This is a genomic window from Pseudomonas sp. BF-R-01, assembly GCF_019946615.1.
GTDB lineage: Bacteria > Pseudomonadota > Gammaproteobacteria > Pseudomonadales > Pseudomonadaceae > Aquipseudomonas > Aquipseudomonas migulae.
The window spans coordinates 25,342-47,064 of the sequence record NZ_JAGYFX010000051.1; the positions used below are offsets into that span (position 1 = coordinate 25,342).

General features: G+C 61.3%; 18 protein-coding genes. 11 read left to right on the top strand and 7 right to left on the bottom strand.

Going from position 1 to position 21,723, the window contains the following annotated elements:
* Nucleotides 1-11 precede the first annotated feature (11 nt).
* Both garD and KGB27_RS19050 read left to right on the top strand, forming a co-directional pair.
* Nucleotides 12-1,565 (top strand): galactarate dehydratase, encoded by a 1,554-nt coding sequence (garD, locus tag KGB27_RS19045; RefSeq protein WP_223555767.1) that lies wholly within the window; start codon nucleotides 12-14, stop codon nucleotides 1,563-1,565.
* Between the two features lie 159 nt (nucleotides 1,566-1,724).
* Nucleotides 1,725-2,666, top strand: a complete 942-nt coding sequence (locus KGB27_RS19050) for an AEC family transporter (protein WP_008026863.1) — start codon at nucleotides 1,725-1,727, stop codon at nucleotides 2,664-2,666.
* A gap of 108 nt (nucleotides 2,667-2,774) precedes the next feature.
* On the opposite strand, the gene KGB27_RS19055 is transcribed toward KGB27_RS19050, so the two are convergent.
* From KGB27_RS19055 to gatC, 6 genes are all read right to left on the bottom strand, one after another.
* Nucleotides 2,775-3,155: a carboxymuconolactone decarboxylase family protein gene (locus KGB27_RS19055; protein ID WP_008026864.1), complete on the bottom strand. Its 381-nt coding sequence runs from the start codon at nucleotides 3,153-3,155 to the stop codon at nucleotides 2,775-2,777.
* Complete coding sequence (locus KGB27_RS19060; protein WP_008037426.1) at nucleotides 3,152-4,213, bottom strand: calcium/sodium antiporter; 1,062 nt, start codon at nucleotides 4,211-4,213, stop codon at nucleotides 3,152-3,154. Before KGB27_RS19060 ends, KGB27_RS19055 begins: the two co-directional genes overlap by 4 nt.
* Before the next feature lie 50 nt (nucleotides 4,214-4,263).
* The gene (locus KGB27_RS19065; RefSeq protein WP_223555771.1) at nucleotides 4,264-4,635 is read right to left on the bottom strand and encodes a septal ring lytic transglycosylase RlpA family protein; all 372 of its coding nucleotides are present in this window, start codon (nucleotides 4,633-4,635) and stop codon (nucleotides 4,264-4,266) included.
* A gap of 157 nt (nucleotides 4,636-4,792) precedes the next feature.
* The gene (gene gatB / locus KGB27_RS19070; protein ID WP_008026871.1) at nucleotides 4,793-6,238 is read right to left on the bottom strand and encodes an Asp-tRNA(Asn)/Glu-tRNA(Gln) amidotransferase subunit GatB; all 1,446 of its coding nucleotides are present in this window, start codon (nucleotides 6,236-6,238) and stop codon (nucleotides 4,793-4,795) included.
* A gap of 10 nt (nucleotides 6,239-6,248) precedes the next feature.
* Nucleotides 6,249-7,700 (bottom strand): Asp-tRNA(Asn)/Glu-tRNA(Gln) amidotransferase subunit GatA, encoded by a 1,452-nt coding sequence (gatA, locus tag KGB27_RS19075; RefSeq protein ID WP_008026874.1) that lies wholly within the window; start codon nucleotides 7,698-7,700, stop codon nucleotides 6,249-6,251.
* A 16-nt stretch (nucleotides 7,701-7,716) separates the two neighbouring features.
* Complete coding sequence (gene gatC / locus KGB27_RS19080) at nucleotides 7,717-8,004, bottom strand: Asp-tRNA(Asn)/Glu-tRNA(Gln) amidotransferase subunit GatC (protein WP_008026876.1); 288 nt, start codon at nucleotides 8,002-8,004, stop codon at nucleotides 7,717-7,719.
* A gap of 214 nt (nucleotides 8,005-8,218) precedes the next feature.
* Between gatC and mreB the strand changes: the two genes are divergently transcribed.
* The 8 genes from mreB to tldD all read left to right on the top strand — a co-directional run bounded on the left by mreB (nucleotide 8,219) and on the right by tldD (nucleotide 19,577).
* Nucleotides 8,219-9,256, top strand: a complete 1,038-nt coding sequence (gene mreB / locus KGB27_RS19085) for a rod shape-determining protein MreB (RefSeq protein ID WP_002555108.1) — start codon at nucleotides 8,219-8,221, stop codon at nucleotides 9,254-9,256.
* 138 nt (nucleotides 9,257-9,394) lie between these two features.
* Entirely contained in the window at nucleotides 9,395-10,546 is a 1,152-nt protein-coding gene (mreC, locus tag KGB27_RS19090; RefSeq protein WP_081500181.1) for a rod shape-determining protein MreC, read from the top strand.
* Nucleotides 10,546-11,037 carry a rod shape-determining protein MreD gene (gene mreD, locus KGB27_RS19095; RefSeq protein ID WP_008037410.1) on the top strand — a complete coding sequence of 164 codons (492 nt, stop codon included), beginning with the start codon at nucleotides 10,546-10,548 and terminating at the stop codon, nucleotides 11,035-11,037. Before mreC ends, mreD begins: the two co-directional genes overlap by 1 nt.
* Nucleotides 11,038-11,081: 44 nt before the next feature.
* Entirely contained in the window at nucleotides 11,082-11,678 is a 597-nt protein-coding gene (locus KGB27_RS19100; RefSeq protein ID WP_008037408.1) for a Maf family protein, read from the top strand.
* Between the two features lie 57 nt (nucleotides 11,679-11,735).
* On the top strand, nucleotides 11,736-13,193 hold the full coding sequence (gene rng, locus KGB27_RS19105; RefSeq protein ID WP_008026884.1) for a ribonuclease G: 1,458 nt from the start codon (nucleotides 11,736-11,738) through the stop codon (nucleotides 13,191-13,193).
* 75 nt (nucleotides 13,194-13,268) lie between these two features.
* A complete protein-coding gene (locus KGB27_RS19110; RefSeq protein ID WP_008037404.1) occupies nucleotides 13,269-17,072 on the top strand; it encodes a YhdP family protein in 3,804 nt (1,267 codons plus the stop codon).
* A 195-nt stretch (nucleotides 17,073-17,267) separates the two neighbouring features.
* Nucleotides 17,268-18,116, top strand: a complete 849-nt coding sequence (locus tag KGB27_RS19115) for a carbon-nitrogen hydrolase family protein (RefSeq protein WP_192227728.1) — start codon at nucleotides 17,268-17,270, stop codon at nucleotides 18,114-18,116.
* An 18-nt stretch (nucleotides 18,117-18,134) separates the two neighbouring features.
* Nucleotides 18,135-19,577 (top strand): metalloprotease TldD, encoded by a 1,443-nt coding sequence (gene tldD / locus KGB27_RS19120; protein WP_207285277.1) that lies wholly within the window; start codon nucleotides 18,135-18,137, stop codon nucleotides 19,575-19,577.
* 48 nt (nucleotides 19,578-19,625) lie between these two features.
* Here tldD and yjgA read toward each other — a convergent pair whose 3' ends face one another.
* Complete coding sequence (yjgA, locus tag KGB27_RS19125; RefSeq protein WP_008026892.1) at nucleotides 19,626-20,150, bottom strand: ribosome biogenesis factor YjgA; 525 nt, start codon at nucleotides 20,148-20,150, stop codon at nucleotides 19,626-19,628.
* A 108-nt stretch (nucleotides 20,151-20,258) separates the two neighbouring features.
* On the opposite strand from yjgA, the gene pmbA reads away from it, so the two are divergent.
* Nucleotides 20,259-21,605: a metalloprotease PmbA gene (gene pmbA, locus KGB27_RS19130; protein ID WP_207285276.1), complete on the top strand. Its 1,347-nt coding sequence runs from the start codon at nucleotides 20,259-20,261 to the stop codon at nucleotides 21,603-21,605.
* Nucleotides 21,606-21,723: the final 118 nt, after the last annotated feature.

Consider the following 21,723-nt stretch of genomic DNA (forward strand, 5'->3'; position numbering starts at 1 on the left):
GGAGCGGCGTCATGCAGTTGATTGAACATTCCGACTCGCCGCGCTACATCCGCCTGCACGAGCGAGACAACGTCGTGATCGTGGTCAACGATCAGGGCGTGCCGGCGGGCACCGTGTTTCCCGATGGCCTGGTCACCGTGGACTTCGTGCCGCAGAGCCACAAGGTCACCCTCGAGGACATTCCCGAGGGCGGCCAGGTGATTCGTTACGGCCAGACCATTGGCTACGCGTTGCAGCCAATTCCGCGCGGCAGTTGGGTCAAGGAAGATCAACTGCGCATGCCCACCGCGCCACCGCTGGACAGCTTGCCGCTATCCACCGAAGTGCCGGCGGCGCAGGCACCGCTGGAAGGCTTTACGTTCGAGGGTTATCGCAACGCCGACGGCACCGTCGGCACGCGCAACATTCTCGGGATTACCACCACGGTGCAGTGTGTCACCGGCGTTCTGGATCATGCGGTCAAGCGCATCAAGGACGAGTTGCTGCCCAAGTACCCGAACGTCGATGACGTGGTCGCGTTGACTCACAGCTACGGCTGCGGCGTGGCAATCACCGCGACGGATGCGTACATCCCGATCCGCACCGTGCGTAACCTGGCGCGCAACCCGAACCTGGGTGGCGAAGCGCTGGTGATCAGTCTGGGCTGCGAGAAATTGCAGGCCGGGCAGGTGATGCACGAGAACGACAGCTCGGTGGATTTGAGCGATCCGTGGCTGTATCGCTTGCAGGATTCGAGTCACGGTTTCACCGAAATGATCGAGCAGATCATGGCCCTGGCCGAGACCCGTTTGAAGAAGCTCGATCAACGTCGCCGGGAAACCGTGCCGGCGTCCGAACTGATTCTCGGCATGCAGTGTGGTGGCAGCGATGCGTTCTCCGGCATCACCGCCAACCCGGCGCTGGGTTACGCCTCTGACCTGTTGCTGCGCGCCGGTGCGACGGTGATGTTTTCCGAAGTCACCGAAGTGCGCGACGCGATTTACCTGCTGACGTCCCGCGCCGAAACCGAGGAAGTCGCTCAGGAACTGGTGCGGGAAATGGACTGGTACGACCGTTACCTGGCCAAGGGTGAAGCGGATCGCAGCGCCAACACCACGCCGGGCAACAAGAAGGGCGGGTTGTCGAACATTGTCGAGAAGTCCCTTGGGTCGATCGTCAAATCCGGCAGCAGCGCGATCAACGGCGTGCTGGGTCCTGGCGAGCGCTTCAAGCGAAAAGGCCTGATTTTCTGCGCGACCCCGGCCAGCGATTTTGTCTGCGGGACGTTGCAACTGGCGGCCGGGATGAACCTGCACGTGTTCACCACCGGGCGTGGCACGCCGTATGGCCTGGCGATGGCGCCAGTGGTGAAGGTGTCGACCCGGACCGAACTGGCGCAGCGCTGGCCGGACCTGATCGACATCGATGCCGGGCGGATTGCGACCGGACGAGCCTCGATCGAGGATCTCGGGTGGGAGTTGTTTCACTACTACCTGGACGTGGCCAGCGGGAAGAAACAGACATGGTCGGAGCGGCACAAGCTGCATAACGACATTACCCTGTTCAACCCGGCGCCGATCACGTAAGACCGCGTCATCGTTCTTCGCGGGCAAGCCTCGCTCCTACAGGTCCGGTGATTTCCTGTAGGAGCGAGGCTTGCCCGCGAAGGCTTTCCACCAGACGCCAACGCCCTGGGTGGCTTATCATTAGCCCCCTAACGACGCCCACCCAAGGTGACCCCCGGCATGCTGGCTATCTTCCTCGAAACCCTGAACATCACCGCGCCGGTGTTTGCCATGCTGTTTCTGGGCGTGCTGCTCAAGCGCATCAACTGGATCAACGACAATTTCATCCACACTGCGTCGGCTCTGGTGTTCAACGTCACCATGCCGGCGTTGCTGTTTCTGGGCATCCTGCATGCCGACTTGCACGCCGCGCTGCAACCGTCGCTGCTGATCTATTTTTCGATTGCCACGCTGGTCAGCTTCGCCATCGCCTGGGGCTGGGCGATCTGGAAGTGCCCGCGTGAAGACCGCGGGATTTACACCCAGGGTGCGTTTCGCGGCAACAACGGCGTTATCGGCCTCGCGCTGGCAGCGAGCATGTACGGTGATTACGGAATTTCCCTCGGCGCGATTCTCGCGGCACTGGTGATCCTGTTTTACAACACGCTGTCGACCATTGTGCTGGCGGTGTACAGCCCGGTGATCAAGTCCGACCCGTGGAGTATCTGCAAAAGCGTGATGAACAACCCGTTGATCATCAGCGTGTTTGCGGCGGCGCCGTTTGCGTATTTCAATATTGCCTTGCCGGGCTGGCTGGAGAAGTCCGGGCAGTACCTGGCGCAAACCACGTTGCCCTTGGCGTTGATCTGCATCGGCGGCACGCTGTCGCTGGCGGCGATGCGCAAAAGCGGCAACATGGCGCTCAGCTCCAGCCTGGTGAAGATGATCGGCCTGCCGGTGCTGGCGACTCTGGGCGCATGGCTCTGGGGTTTTCGCGGGGCGGAGTTGGGGATTCTGTTCCTGTACTTCGGCAGCCCGACCGCGGCGGCCAGTTTTGTCATGGCGCGTCAGGCCGATGGCAATCATGAACTGGCGGCGGCGATCATTGTGATCACCACGCTGATGGCGGCGGTGACCACCAATATCGGGATCTTTTTGTTGCAGTGGGGTGGGTGGATCTAGCTTCAGATTCTCTGTGCGCTTTAGATCCATTCGCGGGCGAGCCTCGCTCCTACAGAAGGTCATCGAACGTGTAGGAGCGAGGCTTGCCCGCGAAAGCTGCGGACCTGCTTACTCCGGCTTCTGATAGCTATCGATCACTTCCTGCGCCGCCCGAAACGCATCGATCGCCGCCGGCACACCGGCATACACCGCGCAATGCAGCAGTGCCTCGCGAATCTCTTCCACGGTGCAGCCATTGTTCAGCGCGCCGCGCACGTGGCCTTTCAATTCCTGCGGGCACTTCAACGCGGTCAGCGCGGCGAGGGTGATCAGGCTGCGGGTTTTCAGCGGCAACCCTTCGCGACTCCACACACTGCCCCAGGCGTGTTCATTGACGAAATCCTGCAACGGCTGGGTGAACTCGGTGGCATTGCCCAATGCTCGATCGACGAACGCGTCGCCCATCACTTGGCGGCGGACTTCAACGCCGGTTTTTTTATTGTCGGTCATGGCAATTCCTTCTTGTGGTGTTGGCGACGCCAGGCGCGCAGCGACGTGAACAGCAAAAACGCCAACAGCGCCGGCAGGACGAAAAACAGCATCAGGTGTTCAAGCTTGCCGGCCAGCGGCATGCCGGTGGTGAACGACACCACGTGCAGACCGTAAGCCAGGTACAAACCCAAAAACAGCAGGCCTTCGGCGCGGGTCACCCGGTAGCCGGAATAGAACACCGGCAGGCACAGCGCCGCGACGCCGAGCATCACCGGCAAGTCGAAATCCAGCGCGTTGGGCGAGACTGACAGCGGCGACGGCGCGATCAGTGCGGTAACGCCCAGCACGCCCAACAGGTTGAACAGGTTGCTGCCGATCACGTTGCCTACGGCGATGTCGCGCTGGCCGCGCAATGCCGCGATCAACGAGGTCGCCAGTTCCGGCAGGGAGGTGCTGACGGCGACGATGGTCAGGCCGATGATCCGTTCCGACAGCCCCAGATCCGTGGCGACCGACACCGCGGCGCCCAGCAGCAAATGCCCGGCGTAGATCAGCATCGCCAGGCCCGCGACGATCATCAGCAGGCTGCTGAACCACGGAACTTCAGGGCCTTCATGCGGGCTCGTTTGTGGGCGCGCCGAATGCCGCGACTGGCGCAGCAGCAGGCCCAGATACACCATCAGCGCCGCCAATAGCAGGACGCCGTCGACCCGGGTCAGTTCTTCATTCCATGCCAGGACGAACACCAGCAGGCTGGCGCCGATCATCAGTGGAATATCCAGGCGCACCAGTTGCCGCGAGACCCGCAGCGGGATGATCAGCGCCGAAAGCCCGAGGGTGACGAGGATGTTGAAGATGCTGCTGCCGATCACGCTGCCGACGGCGATGTCGGCGTTCTGCGCCAGCGTGGCTTGCAGGCTGACGGCCATCTGCGGTGCGCTGCTGCCGAGGGCGACGATGGTCAGGCCGATGATCAACGGTCGAACGTGCAGCCGCGCAGCCACGCGCACGGCGGCGCGCACCATCAGTTCGGCGCCGGCGATCAGTAGAACCAGGCCGCTGAGCAGTTCAATCACGCTGAGCAGGGGTAAGTCGGCAAGTCCGAAAATGGTCGGGGCTCCGTGAGTCAGTCGAGGGCTTGCACGCGAACCCGTGCGGTGCCGCTTTTGATCATGCCCAGTTGCTCGGCGGCTTCGTGAGACAAGTCGATCAGGCGCCCGCGAGTGTGCGGCCCGCGATCATTGATACGGACCACGCAGGATTTGTCGTTTTTCAGATTGGTGACCTTCACCCGCGTACCAAAGGGTAGTTGGCGGTGGGCAGCGGTCATGGAATTTTTGTCGAAACGTTCACCACTGGCGGTGCGTTTGCCCTGGTGTTTGGCGCCGTAGTAGGACGCCACGCCTGTCTGGTCGTAACCGTGAGGATCGACGGCATCGGTGCTGGCGCAACCGGCCAGCAGCGAGAGCAGGGCGCAGGCGGCAAGTAGACGCTTCATTCAATGGTTTCCACAAGCAAATGTGGGGGCGACGGTGCGACGATTCGACCTGCTCGCGATGGTGTGTCAGCTACATTGATGCCGACTGACACACCATCGCGAGCAGGCTCGCTCCCACAGGGGGTAGAGCCAGGCTTGAATACTGGCTCCATGCTCATCAGCCTTCGAGCTTGCTTTTCAGCAGTTCGTTGACCTGTTGCGGGTTGGCCTTGCCTTTGGAGGCTTTCATGGCCTGGCCGACGAAGAAGCCGAACATCTTGCCGCGTTTGGCTTCGTCTGCCGCGCGGTATTGTTCGACCTGCTCGGCGTTGGCCGCGAGCATTTCGTCCAGCACCGCCGAGATCGCGCCGGTGTCGGTCACTTGCTTCAAGCCGCGCTTGTCGATGATCTCGTCTGCGCTGCCTTCGCCATTGGCCATCGCTTCAAACACCACTTTGGCGATCTTGCCGGAGATGGTGTTGTCCTTGATGCGCAGCAGCATGCCGCCCAGTTGCTCGGCCGAAACCGGCGACTGATCGATGTCCAGGCCTTGTTTGTTCAACAGGCTGCCCAGTTCAACCATGACCCAGTTGGCCGCCAGTTTGGCGTCGCCGCCAATGCTCGCGACTTTCTCGAAGTAATCGGCTTGCTCACGGCTGGTGGCCAGGACGCTGGCGTCGTAGACCGACAGACCGAACTGCTCCTGGAAGCGCTCGCGTTTCTGCGGTGGCAATTCCGGCAGGGTGGCGCGCACGTCGTCGAGGAACGAGTTCTCGATGACCACCGGCAGCAGGTCCGGATCGGGGAAGTAACGGTAGTCGTTGGCTTCCTCTTTGCTGCGCATCGGACGGGTTTCGTCCTTGTTCGGGTCGTACAGGCGAGTCTGCTGGATCACCTTGCCGCCGTCTTCGATCAGTTCGATCTGACGCTGCACTTCGGTGTTGATCGCCTTCTCGATGAAGCGGAACGAGTTGACGTTCTTGATCTCGCAACGCGTGCCGAACTCAGCCTGGCCTTTCGGACGGATCGATACGTTGCAGTCGCAACGCAGCGAACCTTCGGCCATGTTGCCGTCACAGATGCCCAGGTAGCGTACCAGCGCGTGGACAGCCTTGACGTAAGCCACGGCTTCCTTGGCGCTGCGCATGTCCGGCTCGGAAACGATTTCCAGCAGCGGCGTGCCGGCGCGGTTCAGGTCGATGCCGGTGGCACCGTTGAACTCTTCGTGCAGGCTTTTACCGGCGTCTTCTTCCAGGTGCGCGCGGGTGATGCCAACGCGTTTGACTGTACCGTCTTCAAGGGCGATGTCCAGGTGGCCCTTGCCGACAATCGGCAATTCCATCTGGCTGATCTGGTAGCCCTTGGGCAGGTCCGGGTAGAAATAGTTTTTACGGGCGAACACGTTGTGCTGGCCGATCTCGGCATCGATAGCGAGGCCGAACATCACGGCCATGCGCACCGCTTCCTGGTTCAGCACTGGCAAGACGCCAGGCATGCCGAGGTCAACCAGGCTGGCCTGGGTGTTCGGCTCGGAACCGAAAGTGGTGGAGCTACCGGAAAAGATTTTCGACCGGGTGGTGAGCTGGGTATGAATCTCCAGCCCGATCACGACTTCCCATTGCATGTGTTTCTCCTCAGAAGCCGGTTGGGGTGCGGGTGTGCCAGTCAGTGTTCAACTGATACTGATGGGCAACGTTCAACAGGCGACCTTCCTGGAAATACGGGGCGAGCAGTTGCACGCCGACCGGCAGGCCATCGACGAAACCGGCGGGCATGGACAAGCCCGGCAGGCCGGCGAGGTTGGCGGTGATGGTGTAGACGTCTTCCAGATAGGCAGCGACCGGGTCGCTGCTCTTGGCGCCAAGCTTCCAGGCCGGGTTCGGCGTGGTTGGGCCGAGGATGATGTCGACTTCATTGAAAGCCGCCATGAAGTCGTTCTTCACCAGGCGACGAATCTTCTGCGCCTTCAGGTAGTAGGCGTCGTAGTAACCGGCCGACAGCGCGTAGGCGCCGACCATGATCCGGCGCTGCACTTCTGCACCGAAACCTTCGCCACGGGAACGCTTGTACAGGTCTTCCAGGTTTTTCGGGTCTTCGCAGCGATAGCCGAAACGCACGCCGTCGAAACGCGACAGGTTGGAAGACGCTTCTGCCGGGGCGATCACGTAGTACGCAGGAATCGCGTGCTGCATGTTCGGCAGGCTGATTTCCTTGATCACGGCACCGAGCTTTTCCAGCTCCTTGATGCTGTTCTGGATCAGCTCGGCGATACGCGGGTCGAGACCGGCGCTGAAGTATTCCTTCGGCACACCGATGCGCAGGCCTTTCAGCGAATCGTTGAGGCTGGCGCTGTAATCCGGCACGGGCTCGTCGATGCTGGTGGAGTCATTGCTGTCGAAACCGGCCATGCCTTGCAGCAGGATCGCGCAGTCTTCGGCAGTGCGCGCCAGCGGGCCGCCCTGATCGAGGCTGGACGCGTAAGCGATCATGCCCCAGCGCGAAACGCGACCGTAGGTCGGTTTCAGGCCGGTGAGGTTGGTGAACGCGGCCGGCTGGCGGATCGAGCCGCCGGTGTCGGTGGCGGTCGCGGCTGGCAACAGACGAGCGGCAACGGCCGCCGCCGAACCACCGGACGAACCGCCCGGCACGTGTTCCAGGTTCCACGGGTTTTTCACCGCGCCGTAGTAGCTCGACTCGTTGGCCGAACCCATGGCGAATTCGTCCATGTTGGTCTTGCCCAGGGTCACCGCGCCGGCGGCTGCCAGTTTGGCGACGACGGTGGCGTCGTACGGTGCCTTGAAGTTGTCGAGCATCTTCGAGCCGCAGCTGGTGCGCACGCCCTGGGTGCAGAACAGGTCTTTATGGGCGATCGGCGCTCCGAGCAGGGCGCCGCTCTCACCATTGGCACGGCGTGCGTCAGCGGCTTTCGCCTGCTGGAGCGCCAGGTCTTCGGTGAGGCTGATGAAACTGTTGAGCTGTGGATCGAGCTGGGCGATGCGCGCCAGCAGGACTTTGGTCAGCTCTTCGGAAGAAAACTTTTTATCGGCGAGTCCGCGGGCGATCTCGGCCAGAGTCAATTGATGCATTGCAGGCTCTTTCCCTTTAGTCGATGACTTTCGGAACCAGGTACAGGCCGTTTTCGACCGCTGGTGCGATGGACTGATAGGCCTCGCGATGATTGGTCTCGGTCACGACGTCTGCACGCAGGCGCTGGCTGGCTTCCAGTGGGTGGGCGAGCGGCTCGATACCGTCGGTATTGACCGCCTGCATTTCGTCGACCAGTCCCAGAATGCTGTTCAGGGCCGAAGTGATGTGTGGAAGATCGGCATCATTGAGGCCCAGACAGGCCAAATGAGCGATTTTTTCCACGTCGGAGCGTTCAAGCGTCATGGGATTCTCCAGTGGAAGGAAAACAGAACGGATGCTATCCGTGTGTTAGATTGTCGGAACACTACCGCATTTCTACGGTCATAAGGCCGCGATTGTGGGGGTTGGTGCACAGAAAAGCGGCCAATTTAACATATTGGCGCCTTGCCCAAAATCCCTGTCGTTGTTAGAGTTTGCCGCACTTTTTTACCCACGCGTTGCCTAGGGTCCCTTTCCCATGTTCAAGAAACTGCGTGGCATGTTTTCCAGCGATCTTTCCATTGACCTGGGCACTGCCAACACCCTTATTTACGTGCGCGAGCGCGGAATCGTCCTGAATGAGCCATCGGTTGTGGCTATTCGGACACACGGTAACCAGAAAAGTGTCGTTGCTGTCGGCACCGAGGCCAAGCGCATGCTCGGCCGTACGCCGGGCAACATTGCCGCCATTCGTCCGATGAAGGATGGCGTCATTGCCGACTTCAGCGTCTGCGAAAAGATGCTGCAATACTTTATCAACAAGGTTCACGAAAACAGCTTCCTGCAGCCTAGCCCTCGTGTGCTGATCTGCGTTCCGTGCAAATCCACTCAGGTTGAGCGTCGTGCCATCCGTGAGTCGGCCCTTGGTGCCGGCGCACGTGAAGTGTTCCTGATCGAAGAGCCGATGGCGGCTGCGATCGGTGCCGGCCTGCCGGTTGAAGAAGCACGCGGTTCGATGGTGGTCGATATCGGTGGTGGTACCACTGAAATCGCACTGATCTCCCTGAACGGTGTGGTTTACGCCGAATCCGTACGGGTTGGCGGCGACCGCTTCGACGAAGCGATCATCACCTACGTGCGTCGCAACTACGGCAGCCTGATCGGCGAATCCACCGCCGAGCGCATCAAACAGGAAATCGGTACTGCCTACCCGGGCGGCGAAGTTCGCGAAGTCGACGTTCGCGGCCGTAACCTGGCCGAAGGCGTTCCACGCGCATTCACCCTGAACTCCAATGAAGTGCTGGAAGCTCTGCAAGAGTCCCTGGCCACTATCGTTCAGGCTGTTAAAAGCGCACTGGAGCAATCGCCTCCGGAGCTGGCTTCCGACATCGCCGAGCGTGGCCTGGTACTGACCGGTGGTGGCGCCTTGCTGCGTGACCTCGACAAGTTGCTGGCCCAGGAAACCGGTCTGCCGGTGATCGTTGCCGAAGACCCGCTGACCTGCGTTGCTCGCGGCGGTGGCCGCGCATTGGAAATGATGGATAAACACACCATGGATCTGCTGTCGAGCGAGTGATCGCCCGATGCAACTATGCTGTTGAGCGCGCAGGCGGCACTTTGCAGTGCTGCCTGTTTGCGTTTACCTTCTGTCAGTCTGTATCCAGGCCGGTCTGCCGTATGAATAAAGAAAACATTTGCCTGGGAGGAGCGGCTTATTAAACCGCTTTTCACCAAAGGGCCTTCACTGGGCGTGCGCTTGTTGGTGCTGGTCGTGCTATCGGTCGCGCTGATGGTGGTCGATGCCCGCTTCACACTGCTCAAGCCAGTGCGTAGCCAGATGTCGCTGGTGCTGATGCAGTCTTACTGGATCACCGACCTGCCGCAGCGGCTATGGCAAGGTGTGGCCAGCCAGTTTGGCAGCCGTACCGAGCTGGTCGCCGAAAACGAAAAACTCAAGACCGAAAACCTGCTGCTGCAGGGTCGCATGCAAAAGCTTGCCGCCCTCACCGAGCAGAACGTTCGGCTGCGCGAGTTGCTCAATTCCTCTGCGCTGGTCAACGAGAAGGTCGAAGTGGCCGAGTTGATCGGCATGGACCCCAACCCCTTCACCCATCGCATCATCATCAATAAAGGTGAGCGCGACGGTGTGGTCCTCGGTCAGCCGGTGCTCGATGCCCGTGGCCTGATGGGCCAGGTGGTCGAGTTGATGCCGTACACCTCCCGTGTGCTGTTGCTCACCGACACCACCCACAGCATCCCGGTGCAAGTGAACCGTAACGGACTGCGAGCGATTGCCAGCGGCACCGGCAACCCGGAGCGTCTGGAACTGCGTCACGTGGCCGACACGGCGGACATCAAGGAAGGCGACTTGCTGGTCAGCTCCGGTCTCGGCCAGCGATTCCCGGCGGGTTACCCGGTGGCGACGGTCAAGGAAGTGATTCACGATTCCGGCCAGCCATTTGCCATTGTCCGCGCCGTGCCGACCGCTGCCTTGAACCGTAGCCGTTACCTGTTGCTGGTGTTCAGCGATACGCGTACACCGGAAGAGCGTGCAAACGACGCCGCTCAGGCCCAGGAAAACCTCGATGCGCAAGGCGGCGGGCCAATCATTCCCGCCACCGTGCCGAAACCTGCTGCGGTGATTGCTCCTGCTGCTGCCGCCGCCGTTCCAGCGACTGCACCTGCTGCGACCCCGGCCAAGCCTGCTGCCACAACCCCGGTCAAACCCGCTGCCGCACACCCTGCCGCCGCCAAGCCGCCCGCGACTGCACCCGCCGCCAAACCACCGGCGACACAACCCGCTGTCGTGAAGCCCGCTGCCAAACCGCCTGTCTCTGCACCGGCTACCACTGGGGGAAGAGAATAATGGTCGGTGCTACCGCCTCCCGAAATGGCTGGATGATCTGGCTGACGTTCGCCATCGGCATGTTGCTCAGCGTTTCGCCGCTGCCGCAATTCATGGAAATCCTTCGCCCGCTATGGCTCGCCTTGCTGCTGGCGTTCTGGGCGTTGGCCCTGCCGCAGAAAGTCGGCATGGTCACCGCGTGGTGCCTGGGCCTGGCCGAAGATGTGCTTTACGGCACGCTGCTGGGCCAGAATGCGTTGATCCTGACGCTCATCACGTTCCTGGTGCTGTCGCTGCAACAGCGGCTGCGGATGTTCCCGATGTGGCAACAGAGCCTGGTGATCCTGGTGATCTTCGGCCTCGCGCAGCTTGTTCAGCTGTGGCTCAGCGCCCTGACCGGCAATCGTCAGCCAACGCTGGCGCTGGTCTTGCCGGCACTGGTCAGCGCGTTGCTCTGGCCGTGGATCAGCTTCGGTTTGCGCGGTCTGCGTCGACGTTACAAAATTAACTGATTCGGTCAGGCATTTGCCCACACCATGACAAGGGAGATGTCTTGATGAAACAGCTATTCCTCGCCTCAGGCTCGCCGCGTCGGCGTGAGCTGCTTACGCAGATCGGCGTGCCGTTCTCCGCCATCAGCGCGGACATCGATGAAACCCCTTTGAACCATGAATCGCCGTCGGCCTATGTCGAGCGCCTTGCGCGCGGCAAGGCTGAAGCCGGGCGTGGTGCGGTCGTGTCCGACGCCGATTTTTGCGTGCTGGGCGCTGATACCGCCGTAGTGCTCAACGGCAAAATTCTCGGCAAACCGGTGGACGAAGCCGACGCGTGCGCCATGCTTATGATGTTGGCAGGACAAGAACATGAAGTGCTGACCGCCATTGCCGTGCTTGACGGTGAGCGCTGCGAGTCTCGTGTTGTGCGCAGCCTGGTGCGTTTTCGCCCCATTGATCTCAATGAAGCGGCAGCCTACTGGGCCAGCGGCGAACCTCGGGACAAGGCGGGTGGCTATGGCATTCAAGGACTGGGCGCGGTGTTTGTCGCCGGGCTCAATGGCAGCTACTCGGCGGTGGTCGGGCTGCCGCTGTGCGAAACCGCTGAGCTGCTTGGCCATTTCGGCATACCCTGTTGGCAAACCCTTAACGCGCGCTGAGCGTCGTACTGACAAGATGCGGCCATTATCGTGAACATGCCTGAACGAGACCCTGCCATGAGTGAAGAGATCCTGATCAACATCACGCCGATGGAATCGCGCGTGGCGGTGGTTGAAAACGGTGTCCTGCAAGAGGTCCACGTCGAACGCACGCAAAAACGCGGTATCGTCGGCAACATCTATAAAGGCAAAGTCGTGCGGGTGTTGCCGGGCATGCAGGCGGCGTTCGTCGACATCGGTCTGGACCGCGCTGCGTTCATTCATGCCTCGGAAATTTCCCTGCGCGAAGGCCCTGCGGTCGAAAGCATCAGCTCCCTGGTTCATGAAGGCCAAAGCCTGGTCGTGCAAGTCACCAAGGACCCGATCGGTTCCAAAGGCGCACGCCTGACCACACAACTATCAATACCTTCGCGTTATCTGGTGTACATGCCGCGTACCGCGCATGTCGGCATTTCCCTGAAGATCGAAGACGAAGCCGAGCGCGAGCGCCTCAAGCAAGTGGTCACCGATTGCGTGGCCACGGAAGGCATCAAGGAAGCCGGTGGTTTCATCCTGCGTACCGCCGCCGAAGGCGCCGGGGCTGATGAGATCCTCATGGACATCCGCTACCTGCGCCGGCTCTGGGATCAGATCAACGAGCAGATCAAAACCATCAGCGCGCCGAGCGTGATTTACGAAGACCTTGGCCTGGCATTGCGCACTTTGCGCGACCTGGTCAGCCCGAAGATCGAGAAGATCCGCATCGACTCCCGGGAAACCTTCCAGAAAACCACGCAGTTCGTGGCCGAACTGATGCCGGAAATCGCTGATCGCCTGGAGCATTATCCGGGCGAGCGGCCGATCTTCGACCTGTACGGCGTCGAAGACGAAATCCAGAAGGCCCTCGAGCGCAAAGTCCCGCTGAAGTCTGGCGGTTACCTGGTGGTGGACCCGGCGGAAGCCATGAGCACCATTGACGTCAATACCGGGGCGTTCGTCGGTCATCGCAACCTTGAAGAAACCATCTTCAAGACCAACCTCGAAGCCGCGACCGCCATTGCTCGCCAGCTGCGCCTGCGCAACCTGGGCGGGATCATCATCATCGACTTCATCGACATGGAAGACGAAGAGCATCAGCGTCAGGTGCTGCGCACGCTGGAGAAACAACTGGAGCGCGACCACGCCAAGACCAACATTATCGGCATCACCGAGTTGGGCCTGGTGCAGATGACCCGCAAGCGCACCCGCGAAAGTCTCGAACAAGTACTGTGCGAGCCGTGCAACAGTTGCCAGGGGCGCGGCAAGCTCAAGACACCGGAAACGGTCTGCTACGAAATTTTCCGCGAAATCCTCCGTGAGGCTCGCGCCTATCAAGCGGAAGGCTATCGTGTATTGGCGAACCAAAAAGTCGTCGACCGCTTGCTCGATGAAGAGTCGGGCAACGTCGCCGAGCTGGAAGGATTTATCGGGCGCACCATTCGGTTCCAGGTGGAAACCATGTATTCCCAGGAACAATACGACGTGGTGCTGCTCTGAATCGCTGTGTTTCAACCCGACTAGAACAGCTGGCCTCAGCTTTTTGCAGTAATTTTGCCATGGGAGCCAACTGACATGGACCGTCTGACACGCATTTTGGCCGCACTGACCCGCTGGGGTCTGGGCCTGTGCGCGTTGGCTTTGGTGATGATGGCGCTTTACGTCAGTCTCGGTCGCGAGCTGGCGCCGCTGGTGGCCGAGTACCGGGCCGAAGTCGAAACCAAAGCCGGCGCTGCCCTGGGCATGCCGCTGCATATAGGTGAGCTGGAAGGCAACTGGAGTGGCTTCGCGCCGATTCTGCTGGCTCACGACGTGATGGTCGGCGAGGGCGCCAATGCCCTGCGTCTGGATCAGGTGCGCGCGGTGCCGGACCTCTGGGCCAGCCTGGCGGCCCGTGAACTGCGCATCGCTCATCTGGAACTCAACGGTCTGAAGATCAGCCTCAAGGAAGGCGAGGACGGTCATTGGGCGCTGGAAGGCTTGCCGGTGCAGCAGGATCAGCCGCTGGATCCGGAACAACTGCTCAATCGCATGCAGATGGTCCAGCAGTTGTCGGTGCTCGACAGCCAAGTGACCTTGCAGCCACTGGATCACCCGCCGCTGACCTTGACCTACGTTGGCCTGAATCTGAAAACCGGCGTCTCCCGGCAGCGACTCGACGCACGGCTGACCCTGCCCGACGGCCAGCCGGTCGCCATGAGCGTTCGCACCCGCATTAGCGCCAGTCAGTGGCAGGACGGTGCAGCGGATGCGTACCTGAGCCTGCCGCAGAGCGACTGGTCGAAATGGCTGCCCGAGCGTGTGACCCAGCAATGGAACTTTTCCGAGATCAAGGCCGGTGGCGAACTCTGGGTCAACTGGGATAAGGGCGCTCTGCAAAGCGCCGCGATCCGCTTGAACGCGCCGCAACTCAAGGGCGCCTACGCCGAGCGCAAGCCGATCCAGATCAACAACCTGGCGCTCAACAGTTATTTCCAGCGCAGTGCCGAAGGCTTTCTGGTGACGGTGGACTCGCTGTCCATGAACTTCGGTGAGACCCGCTGGGAATCGCACCTGCAACTCAAACAGAGCCTGGCCACCGACACGACCGAAGAGCTCTGGCATCTGCAAGCCGACCGCCTCGACCTCACCCCGCTGACTCCGCTGCTGAATGCCTTGGGGCCATTGCCCGAAGGCCTCGCCACCGCCGTCGAGCGGCTCAAGGTGACGGGTGGTTTGCGTAACGTGCTGGTCGACATCCGGCCCAACGCCACCGACGACAGCAAGGTCAGTTTTGCCGCCAACCTCGACCGGGTCGGCTTTGATGCCTATCACGGTGCCCCGGCAGCACGGAATGTCAGCGGCAGCATCAGCGGTGATCTGGGTCACGGCGAACTGCGCATGGACAGCAAGGATTTTTCCCTGCACCTGGACCCGATTTTCGCCAAGCCATGGCAATACATTCAGGCCAACGCCCGTTTGACCTGGAAGCTCGACAAAGAAGGTTTCACCCTGATCGCGCCGTACCTGAAGGTGCTGGGCGAAGAGGGCAAGATTGCCGGCGACTTCCTGATCCGCCTGCATTTCGATCACACCCAGGAAGACTACATGGACCTGCGGGTCGGCCTGGTGGAGGGCGATGGCAAGTACACCGCCAAGTACCTGCCCGAAGTGCTCAGCCCGGCGCTGGACGAATGGTTGCGTACGGCGATTCTCAAGGGCGCTGTGGACCAGGGCTTCTTCCAGTATCAAGGCTCGCTGAACCATGGTGCCGCCGACACCGCGCGCAGCATCAGCCTGTTCTTCAAGGTTCACGATGCCGAGCTGGCGTTCCAGCCGGGTTGGCCGCATGTCAGCAAGGTCACTGGCGACGTGTTCATCGAAGACAGTGGCGTGCGGATTCTGGCCAGCAAAGGCCAGTTGCTCGACACACAAGTCAGCGATATTTACGTCAATATTCCCCACGCGCCCGCCGGGCAAAACCCTCACCTGTTGCTCGATGGCGCTTTCGCTGGCGGGTTGGGCGATGGCCTGAAAATTCTCCAGGAAGCGCCGATCGGCACCGCCGCCACCTTCGCCGGATGGGAAGGCGAGGGTGAGCTGAAGGGCAAGCTGAAACTGGATATTCCGCTGGCCAAAGGCGAACAGCCGAATATCCTCGTCGACTTCAAGACCGCCAAGGCGCGCTTGAAACTGGCCGAGCCAGTCCTTGAACTGACTCAGTTGAAGGGCGATTTCCGCTTCGACAGCACCAAAGGTTTGAGTGGGCAGAACATCACCGCTCGTGCCTTTGACAAACCCGTCACCGCACAGATTTTCGCCGATGGCAGTCCAGGCGACATCAAGACGCGCGTCACCGCTTCCGGCCAGGTCGAGGTCAAAAAGCTGACTGACTGGCTGAGTGTCACGCAGCCGTTGCCGGTCTCTGGTTTGATCCCGTATCAGTTGCAACTGAACCTGGATGGCGCAGACAGCCAGTTGATGGTCAATTCCAGCCTCAAAGGTGTGGCCGTCGATTTGCCGGCCCCGTTCGGCATGGCGGCCGATGTGGGGCGTGACACGACGTTCCGCATGACCCTGCAAGGGCCGGAACGGCGTTACTGGGTCAAGTACGGCGAATTGGCCAGCTTCACGTTTGCAGCGCCGGCCGGCAGTTTTGCCGACGGTCGCGGTGAACTGTTCCTCGGTGGTGGCGATGCCGTATTGCCAGGCGGCAAAGGCCTGCGGGTGCGCGGCGTGCTGTCGGAGCTGGATGTCGGCCCGTGGAAGGATCTGGTGGACAAGTATGCCGGCCAGGATCCGGGCGGCAGCGCCAAGCAGTTGCTCAGCGGCGCGGATTTCAAGGTTGGCAAGCTCAGCGGCATCGGTACCACGCTTGATCAGGCCTCGGTGCAGTTGAACCGGAAGCCGAGTGCATGGGCCCTGCAACTCGACAGCCAACAGGTCAAGGGCACCGCCGGTATCCCAGATGCGAAAGGCGCACCGATTGCGATCAATCTGCAATACGTGCGTTTGCCGGCACCGGACCCAACGGTTTTGGCCGATGAAAATTCGCCGGATCCATTGGCCTCCGTGGATCCGACGAAGATCCCGGCGCTGGATATCACCATCAATCAACTGTTCCAGGGGCAGGATCTGGTCGGGGGCTGGTCGCTGAAAGTGCGTCCGACCGCCAAAGGCATCGCGCTCAATACGCTGGATCTGGGCCTCAAGGGCCTTCTGTTGCAGGGCAGCGGCGGCTGGGAAGGCGCGCCTGGTGCTTCCACCAGTTGGTACAAGGGCCGGGTCAGCGGCAAAAATCTGGCGGATGTGCTGAAAGGCTGGGGCTTTGCGCCCAGTGTCACCAGCGAAGAGTTTCATATGGATGTCGACGGTCGCTGGCCCGGTTCACCGGCCTGGCTGGCCACCAAGCGCTTCTCCGGGACGCTTGATGCGTCGCTGAATAAAGGCCAGTTCGTTGAAGTCGAGGGTGGCGCTCAGGCGTTGCGGGTATTTGGCCTGCTCAACTTCAACTCCATCGGCCGGCGCTTGCGGCTGGACTTCTCCGATCTGTTTGGCAAAGGCTTGAGTTACGACCGGGTCAAAGGCTTGCTGGTCGGGACCAACGGCGTTTACGTGACCCGTGAGCCGATTCTGCTGACCGGTCCGTCGAGCAATGTCGAGCTCAATGGCACGCTGGACCTGGTGGGTGATCAGATCGATGCGAAACTGCTGGTGACCTTGCCGGTTACCAACAACTTGCCGATTGCCGCGTTGATTGTCGGTGCACCGGCCATCGGTGGGGCGCTGTTCCTGATCGACAAGCTGATCGGTGACCGCGTGGCACGTTTCGCCAGCGTGAAATACACCGTCAAAGGCCCGTGGAAAGAGCCGAAAATCACCTTCGACAAACCTTTTTGAAAAGCCACTCCCCAAGCCTATGGAGTAGCATGGCCCTAGGCTCTAATGCTCCGACGCTAATCTCTGTAGGAGCGAGCGATGCGGCGACCCGACTTGCCCGCGAACCGACCCACCGAGGTGTGTCAGGAACGACGCTTTCGCGGGCAAGCCTCGCTCCTACGGGGTATCTATTGATTTCCAGGTAAAGGGAAGGCCATGTCTGTAGCGGTGATTCAAATGGTCAGCCAGAGCGACGTGCTGGCCAATCTGGCCCAGGCCCGTCGGCTGCTCGAACAAGCGGCCGTCGGGGGCGCAAAGCTTGCCGTGCTGCCGGAAAACTTCGCCGCCATGGGCCGACGCGACATCGCTGACATCGGCCGCGCCGAAGCGTTGGGCGAAGGTCCGATCCTGCCCTGGTTGAAACAGACCGCCCGCGACCTCAAGTTATGGATTGTGGCCGGCACATTGCCGTTGCCGCCGGCGGATCAGCCGACGGCGAAAGTGCATGCCTGCTCGCTGCTGGTCAATGATCAGGGCGAAACGGTGGCACGCTACGACAAGCTGCACTTGTTCGACGTGGACGTGGCGGACAACCGTGGGCGTTATCGTGAGTCCGATGACTATGCTTATGGCAGTGACGTGGTGGTCGTGGACACGCCCGTCGGTCGAGTCGGCCTGACGGTCTGTTACGACCTGCGCTTCCCGGAGCTGTACAGCGAATTACGCGCTGCCGGGGCGGAGTTGATTACCGCGCCGTCGGCCTTTACTGCGGTGACCGGTGCGGCGCATTGGGATGTACTGATTCGCGCGCGGGCCATTGAGACCCAGTGTTATGTGCTCGCGGCTGCCCAGGGTGGAACGCATCCGGGGCCGCGAGAAACCTGGGGGCATGCCGCAATTGTCGACCCGTGGGGTCGAGTGCTGGCGCAACAGGATCAAGGCGAGGCCGTGCTGCTGGCCGAACGCGATAGCAGCGAACAGGCGTCCATCCGGGCGCGGATGCCGGTGTCCAGTCACCGGCGCTTTTTCTCGCAGGGCGCCCGGCGACCTGCCTCAGAACGATGAATTTAAGGCGTAAAGCATATGAGCGAGTTGTTGTCCTCAGTCAGTGAACACCTCCTGGCGCCCGGCGGCGTTACCATCGAAAGCCTGCAAGGTGTGCTCGGCGATCTGGCCGGCCCGGGCATCGATGCCGCCGACCTGTATTTCCAGGGGCAGATTTCCGAGTCCTGGGCCCTGGAAGACGGCATCGTCAAGGAAGGCAGTTTCAACCTTGACCAGGGCGTTGGCGTGCGCGCGCAATCGGGTGAGAAAACCGGTTTTGCCTACAGCAATGCCATTACCCTCGAAGCCCTTGGCGCTGCGGCCCGTGCTGCGCGCTCGATCTCCCGCGCCGGACAGAATGGCACGGTGCAGGCCTTCACCACTCAGGACGTCGCCCAGTTGTACGGGCCGGACAACCCGCTGGAAGTGCTGACCCGCGCCGAGAAAGTCGAACTGCTCAAACGCATCGATGTCGCGACTCGCGCTCTCGACCCGCGTATCCAGCAAGTGACCGTGAGCATGGCCGGCGTCTGGGAGCGCATTCTTGTCGCTTCGACCGACGGCAGCCTAGCGGCGGATGTGCGGCCGCTGGTGCGCTTCAATGTCAGCGTCATCGTCGAGCAGAACGGTCGCCGCGAGCGCGGCGGCCATGGCGGCGGCGGGCGTACCGATTACCGTTATTTCCTCAGCGACGACCGCGCCATGGGCTACGCCCGTGAAGCGTTGCGTCAGGCGCTGGTCAACCTCGAAGCCATTCCGGCACCGGCCGGTACGTTGCCGGTGGTGTTGGGTTCGGGCTGGTCCGGCGTGTTGCTGCACGAAGCGGTCGGTCACGGTCTGGAAGGCGATTTCAACCGCAAGGGCAGCTCCGCTTACAGTGGCCGTATGGGCGAGATGGTTGCGTCCAAGCTCTGCACCATCGTCGATGACGGCACGCTGGCCGGTCGTCGCGGTTCGTTGAGCGTCGACGACGAAGGCACCCCGACCGAGTGCACCACGCTGATCGAAAACGGCGTACTCAAAGGCTACATGCAGGACAAGCTCAACGCGCGCCTGATGGGCGTCGCCCGCACCGGCAACGGTCGCCGTGAGTCCTACGCGCACCTGCCAATGCCGCGCATGACCAATACCTACATGCTGGCGGGCGAAAGCGATCCGGCGGAAATCATCGCCTCGGTGAAGCGCGGCATCTACTGCGCCAACCTTGGCGGCGGCCAGGTGGACATCACCAGCGGCAAGTTCGTGTTCTCCACCAGCGAGGCGTACCTGATCGAAGACGGCAAGATTACAGCGCCGGTCAAAGGCGCAACGTTGATCGGCAACGGGCCTGAAGCGATGAGCAAGGTGTCGATGGTCGGTAATGACCTGGCGCTGGACAGCGGCGTGGGCACGTGCGGCAAGGATGGGCAGTCGGTGCCGGTGGGTGTCGGCCAGCCAACGCTGAAAATCGATGCGATCACTGTGGGTGGTACAGGATCGTAAGGGATGGAGCTTCGGGTGAGCCGCGTGGCGACTCACCCGAGAAGAGACTCAACGCAGACCGCGTTGAGTCTCGTCCAGCTCACGGATGTACTTGAATATTTTACGGCTCGATGCCGGTGGCTTGTTGGTCGCCAGTTCGTGCTGGGCCTGACGGATCAGGGAGCGCAACTGCTGACGATCAGCCTCCGGGTAGTCGAGCACGAACTTCTCCAGGACTGCATCGTCGCCCGCGATCAAGCGATCGCGCCAGCGTTCCAGGCCATGGAAACGTTCGTTGTACTGCCGGGTGGAGGCATCGAGTTGATCGAGCAAAGTCAGAATGGCGTCAGTGTCCTGATCGCGCATCAGTTTGCCGATGAACATAAGGTGCCGTTTACGCGCGATATTCGCGGTGTGCTTGGGCGCATCGCCCAGAGCCCGGCGCAGAGCGTCGGTCAACGGGAGTTTTGCCAGCAAGTCAGGCTTGAGCGTTGTAAGGCGTTCGCCGAGGTCAACCAGAGCATGCAGCTCGCGTTTAACCTGGGATTTGCTTTTTTCTCCCGTATCGAGGGAGTCGTCGTAAGAATCAACCATGGTGGCCGTCCGCAAAGAAACGCCGCCATGATAACCAGTCGGGGGCCGCTTGTCCGGCCCGGTCGCTCGAAGGCCTTTACCGAAAGCAGAATTTGAGTGGAGAACAGCATGAGTGCAGTTGAAAGCGTCGGCCCACAAGCGTTGCCGGCACTGCAAGAACAAGTCGAGCAGATCATCGCTGAAGCCAAGCGTCAGGGCGCCAGTGCCTGTGAAGTGGCGGTGTCCCTGGAGCAGGGCCTGTCCACATCGGTGCGTCAGCGCGAGGTCGAAACCGTCGAATTCAACCGCGATCAGGGCTTTGGCATCACCTTGTACGTCGGGCAGCGCAAGGGCTCGGCCAGCACGTCGGCCAGTGGTCCTGAAGCGATTCGTGAAACCGTCGCTGCGGCGCTGGCCATCGCTAAACACACCTCCGAAGACGAAGCCGCCGGCCTGGCGGATGCCGCGCTGATGGCCAAGGATCTGCAGGATTTCGACCTGTTCCATCAGTGGGACATCACACCGGAACAAGCCATCGAGATGGCCCTGAGCTGTGAAGCTGCGGCATTTGCTACCGACAGCCGGATCAAGAACGCCGACGGCACCACCCTCAGCACGCATCAGGGCTGCCGCGTTTACGGCAACAGCCACGGTTTTATCGGCGGCTATGCATCGACTCGTCATAGCTTGAGCTGCGTCATGATCGCCGAAGCCGACGGCCAGATGCAGCGTGATTACTGGTACGACGTCAATCGCCAGGGCAACTTGCTGGCTGACCCGGCGAGCATCGGCCAGCGTGCCGCGCAGCGGGCGGCGAGCCGACTGGGCGCGCGTCCGGTGCCGACCTGTGAAGTACCGGTATTGTTTTCCGCTGAGCTGGCCGGTGGCTTGTTCGGCAGTTTCCTTTCGGCGATTTCCGGCGGCAGTCTGTATCGCAAATCGTCGTTCCTTGAAGGGACCTTGGGTCAGAAGCTGTTCCCGGAATGGCTGACCATCGATGAGCGTCCGCATTTGATGCGTGCAATGGGCAGCTCGGCGTTTGACGGCGATGGCCTGGCGACCTACGCCAAACCGTTCGTCGAAAAAGGTGAGTTGGTGTCCTACATCCTCGGCACCTATTCCGGTCGCAAACTCGGCATGCCGAGCACGGCCAACGCCGGCGGCGTGCACAACCTGTTCGTCACCCATGGCGATGAAGATCAGGCGGCGTTGCTGCGTCGCATGGGCCGTGGCTTGCTGGTCACCGAGCTGATGGGCCAGGGCCTGAACATGGTCACGGGCGATTACTCCCGTGGCGCGGCGGGTTACTGGGTCGAGAATGGCGAAATCCAGTTCGCCGTCCAGGAAGTGACCATCGCCGGCAACATGCGTGACATGTTCAAACAGATCATTGCGGTGGGTAACGACCTGGAATTGCGCAGCAACATTCGCACAGGTTCGGTGCTGATCGAGCGGATGACAGTCGCAGGCAGCTAACCCGCGACCGTTACACAAAAGGCGCGCCACCCATCGGGTGGCGCGCCTTTTTTTGTGCCCGCATAACACACCTGTAGGAGCCGGCTTGCTGGCGATTGCGGTCAATCAGTCGACATCG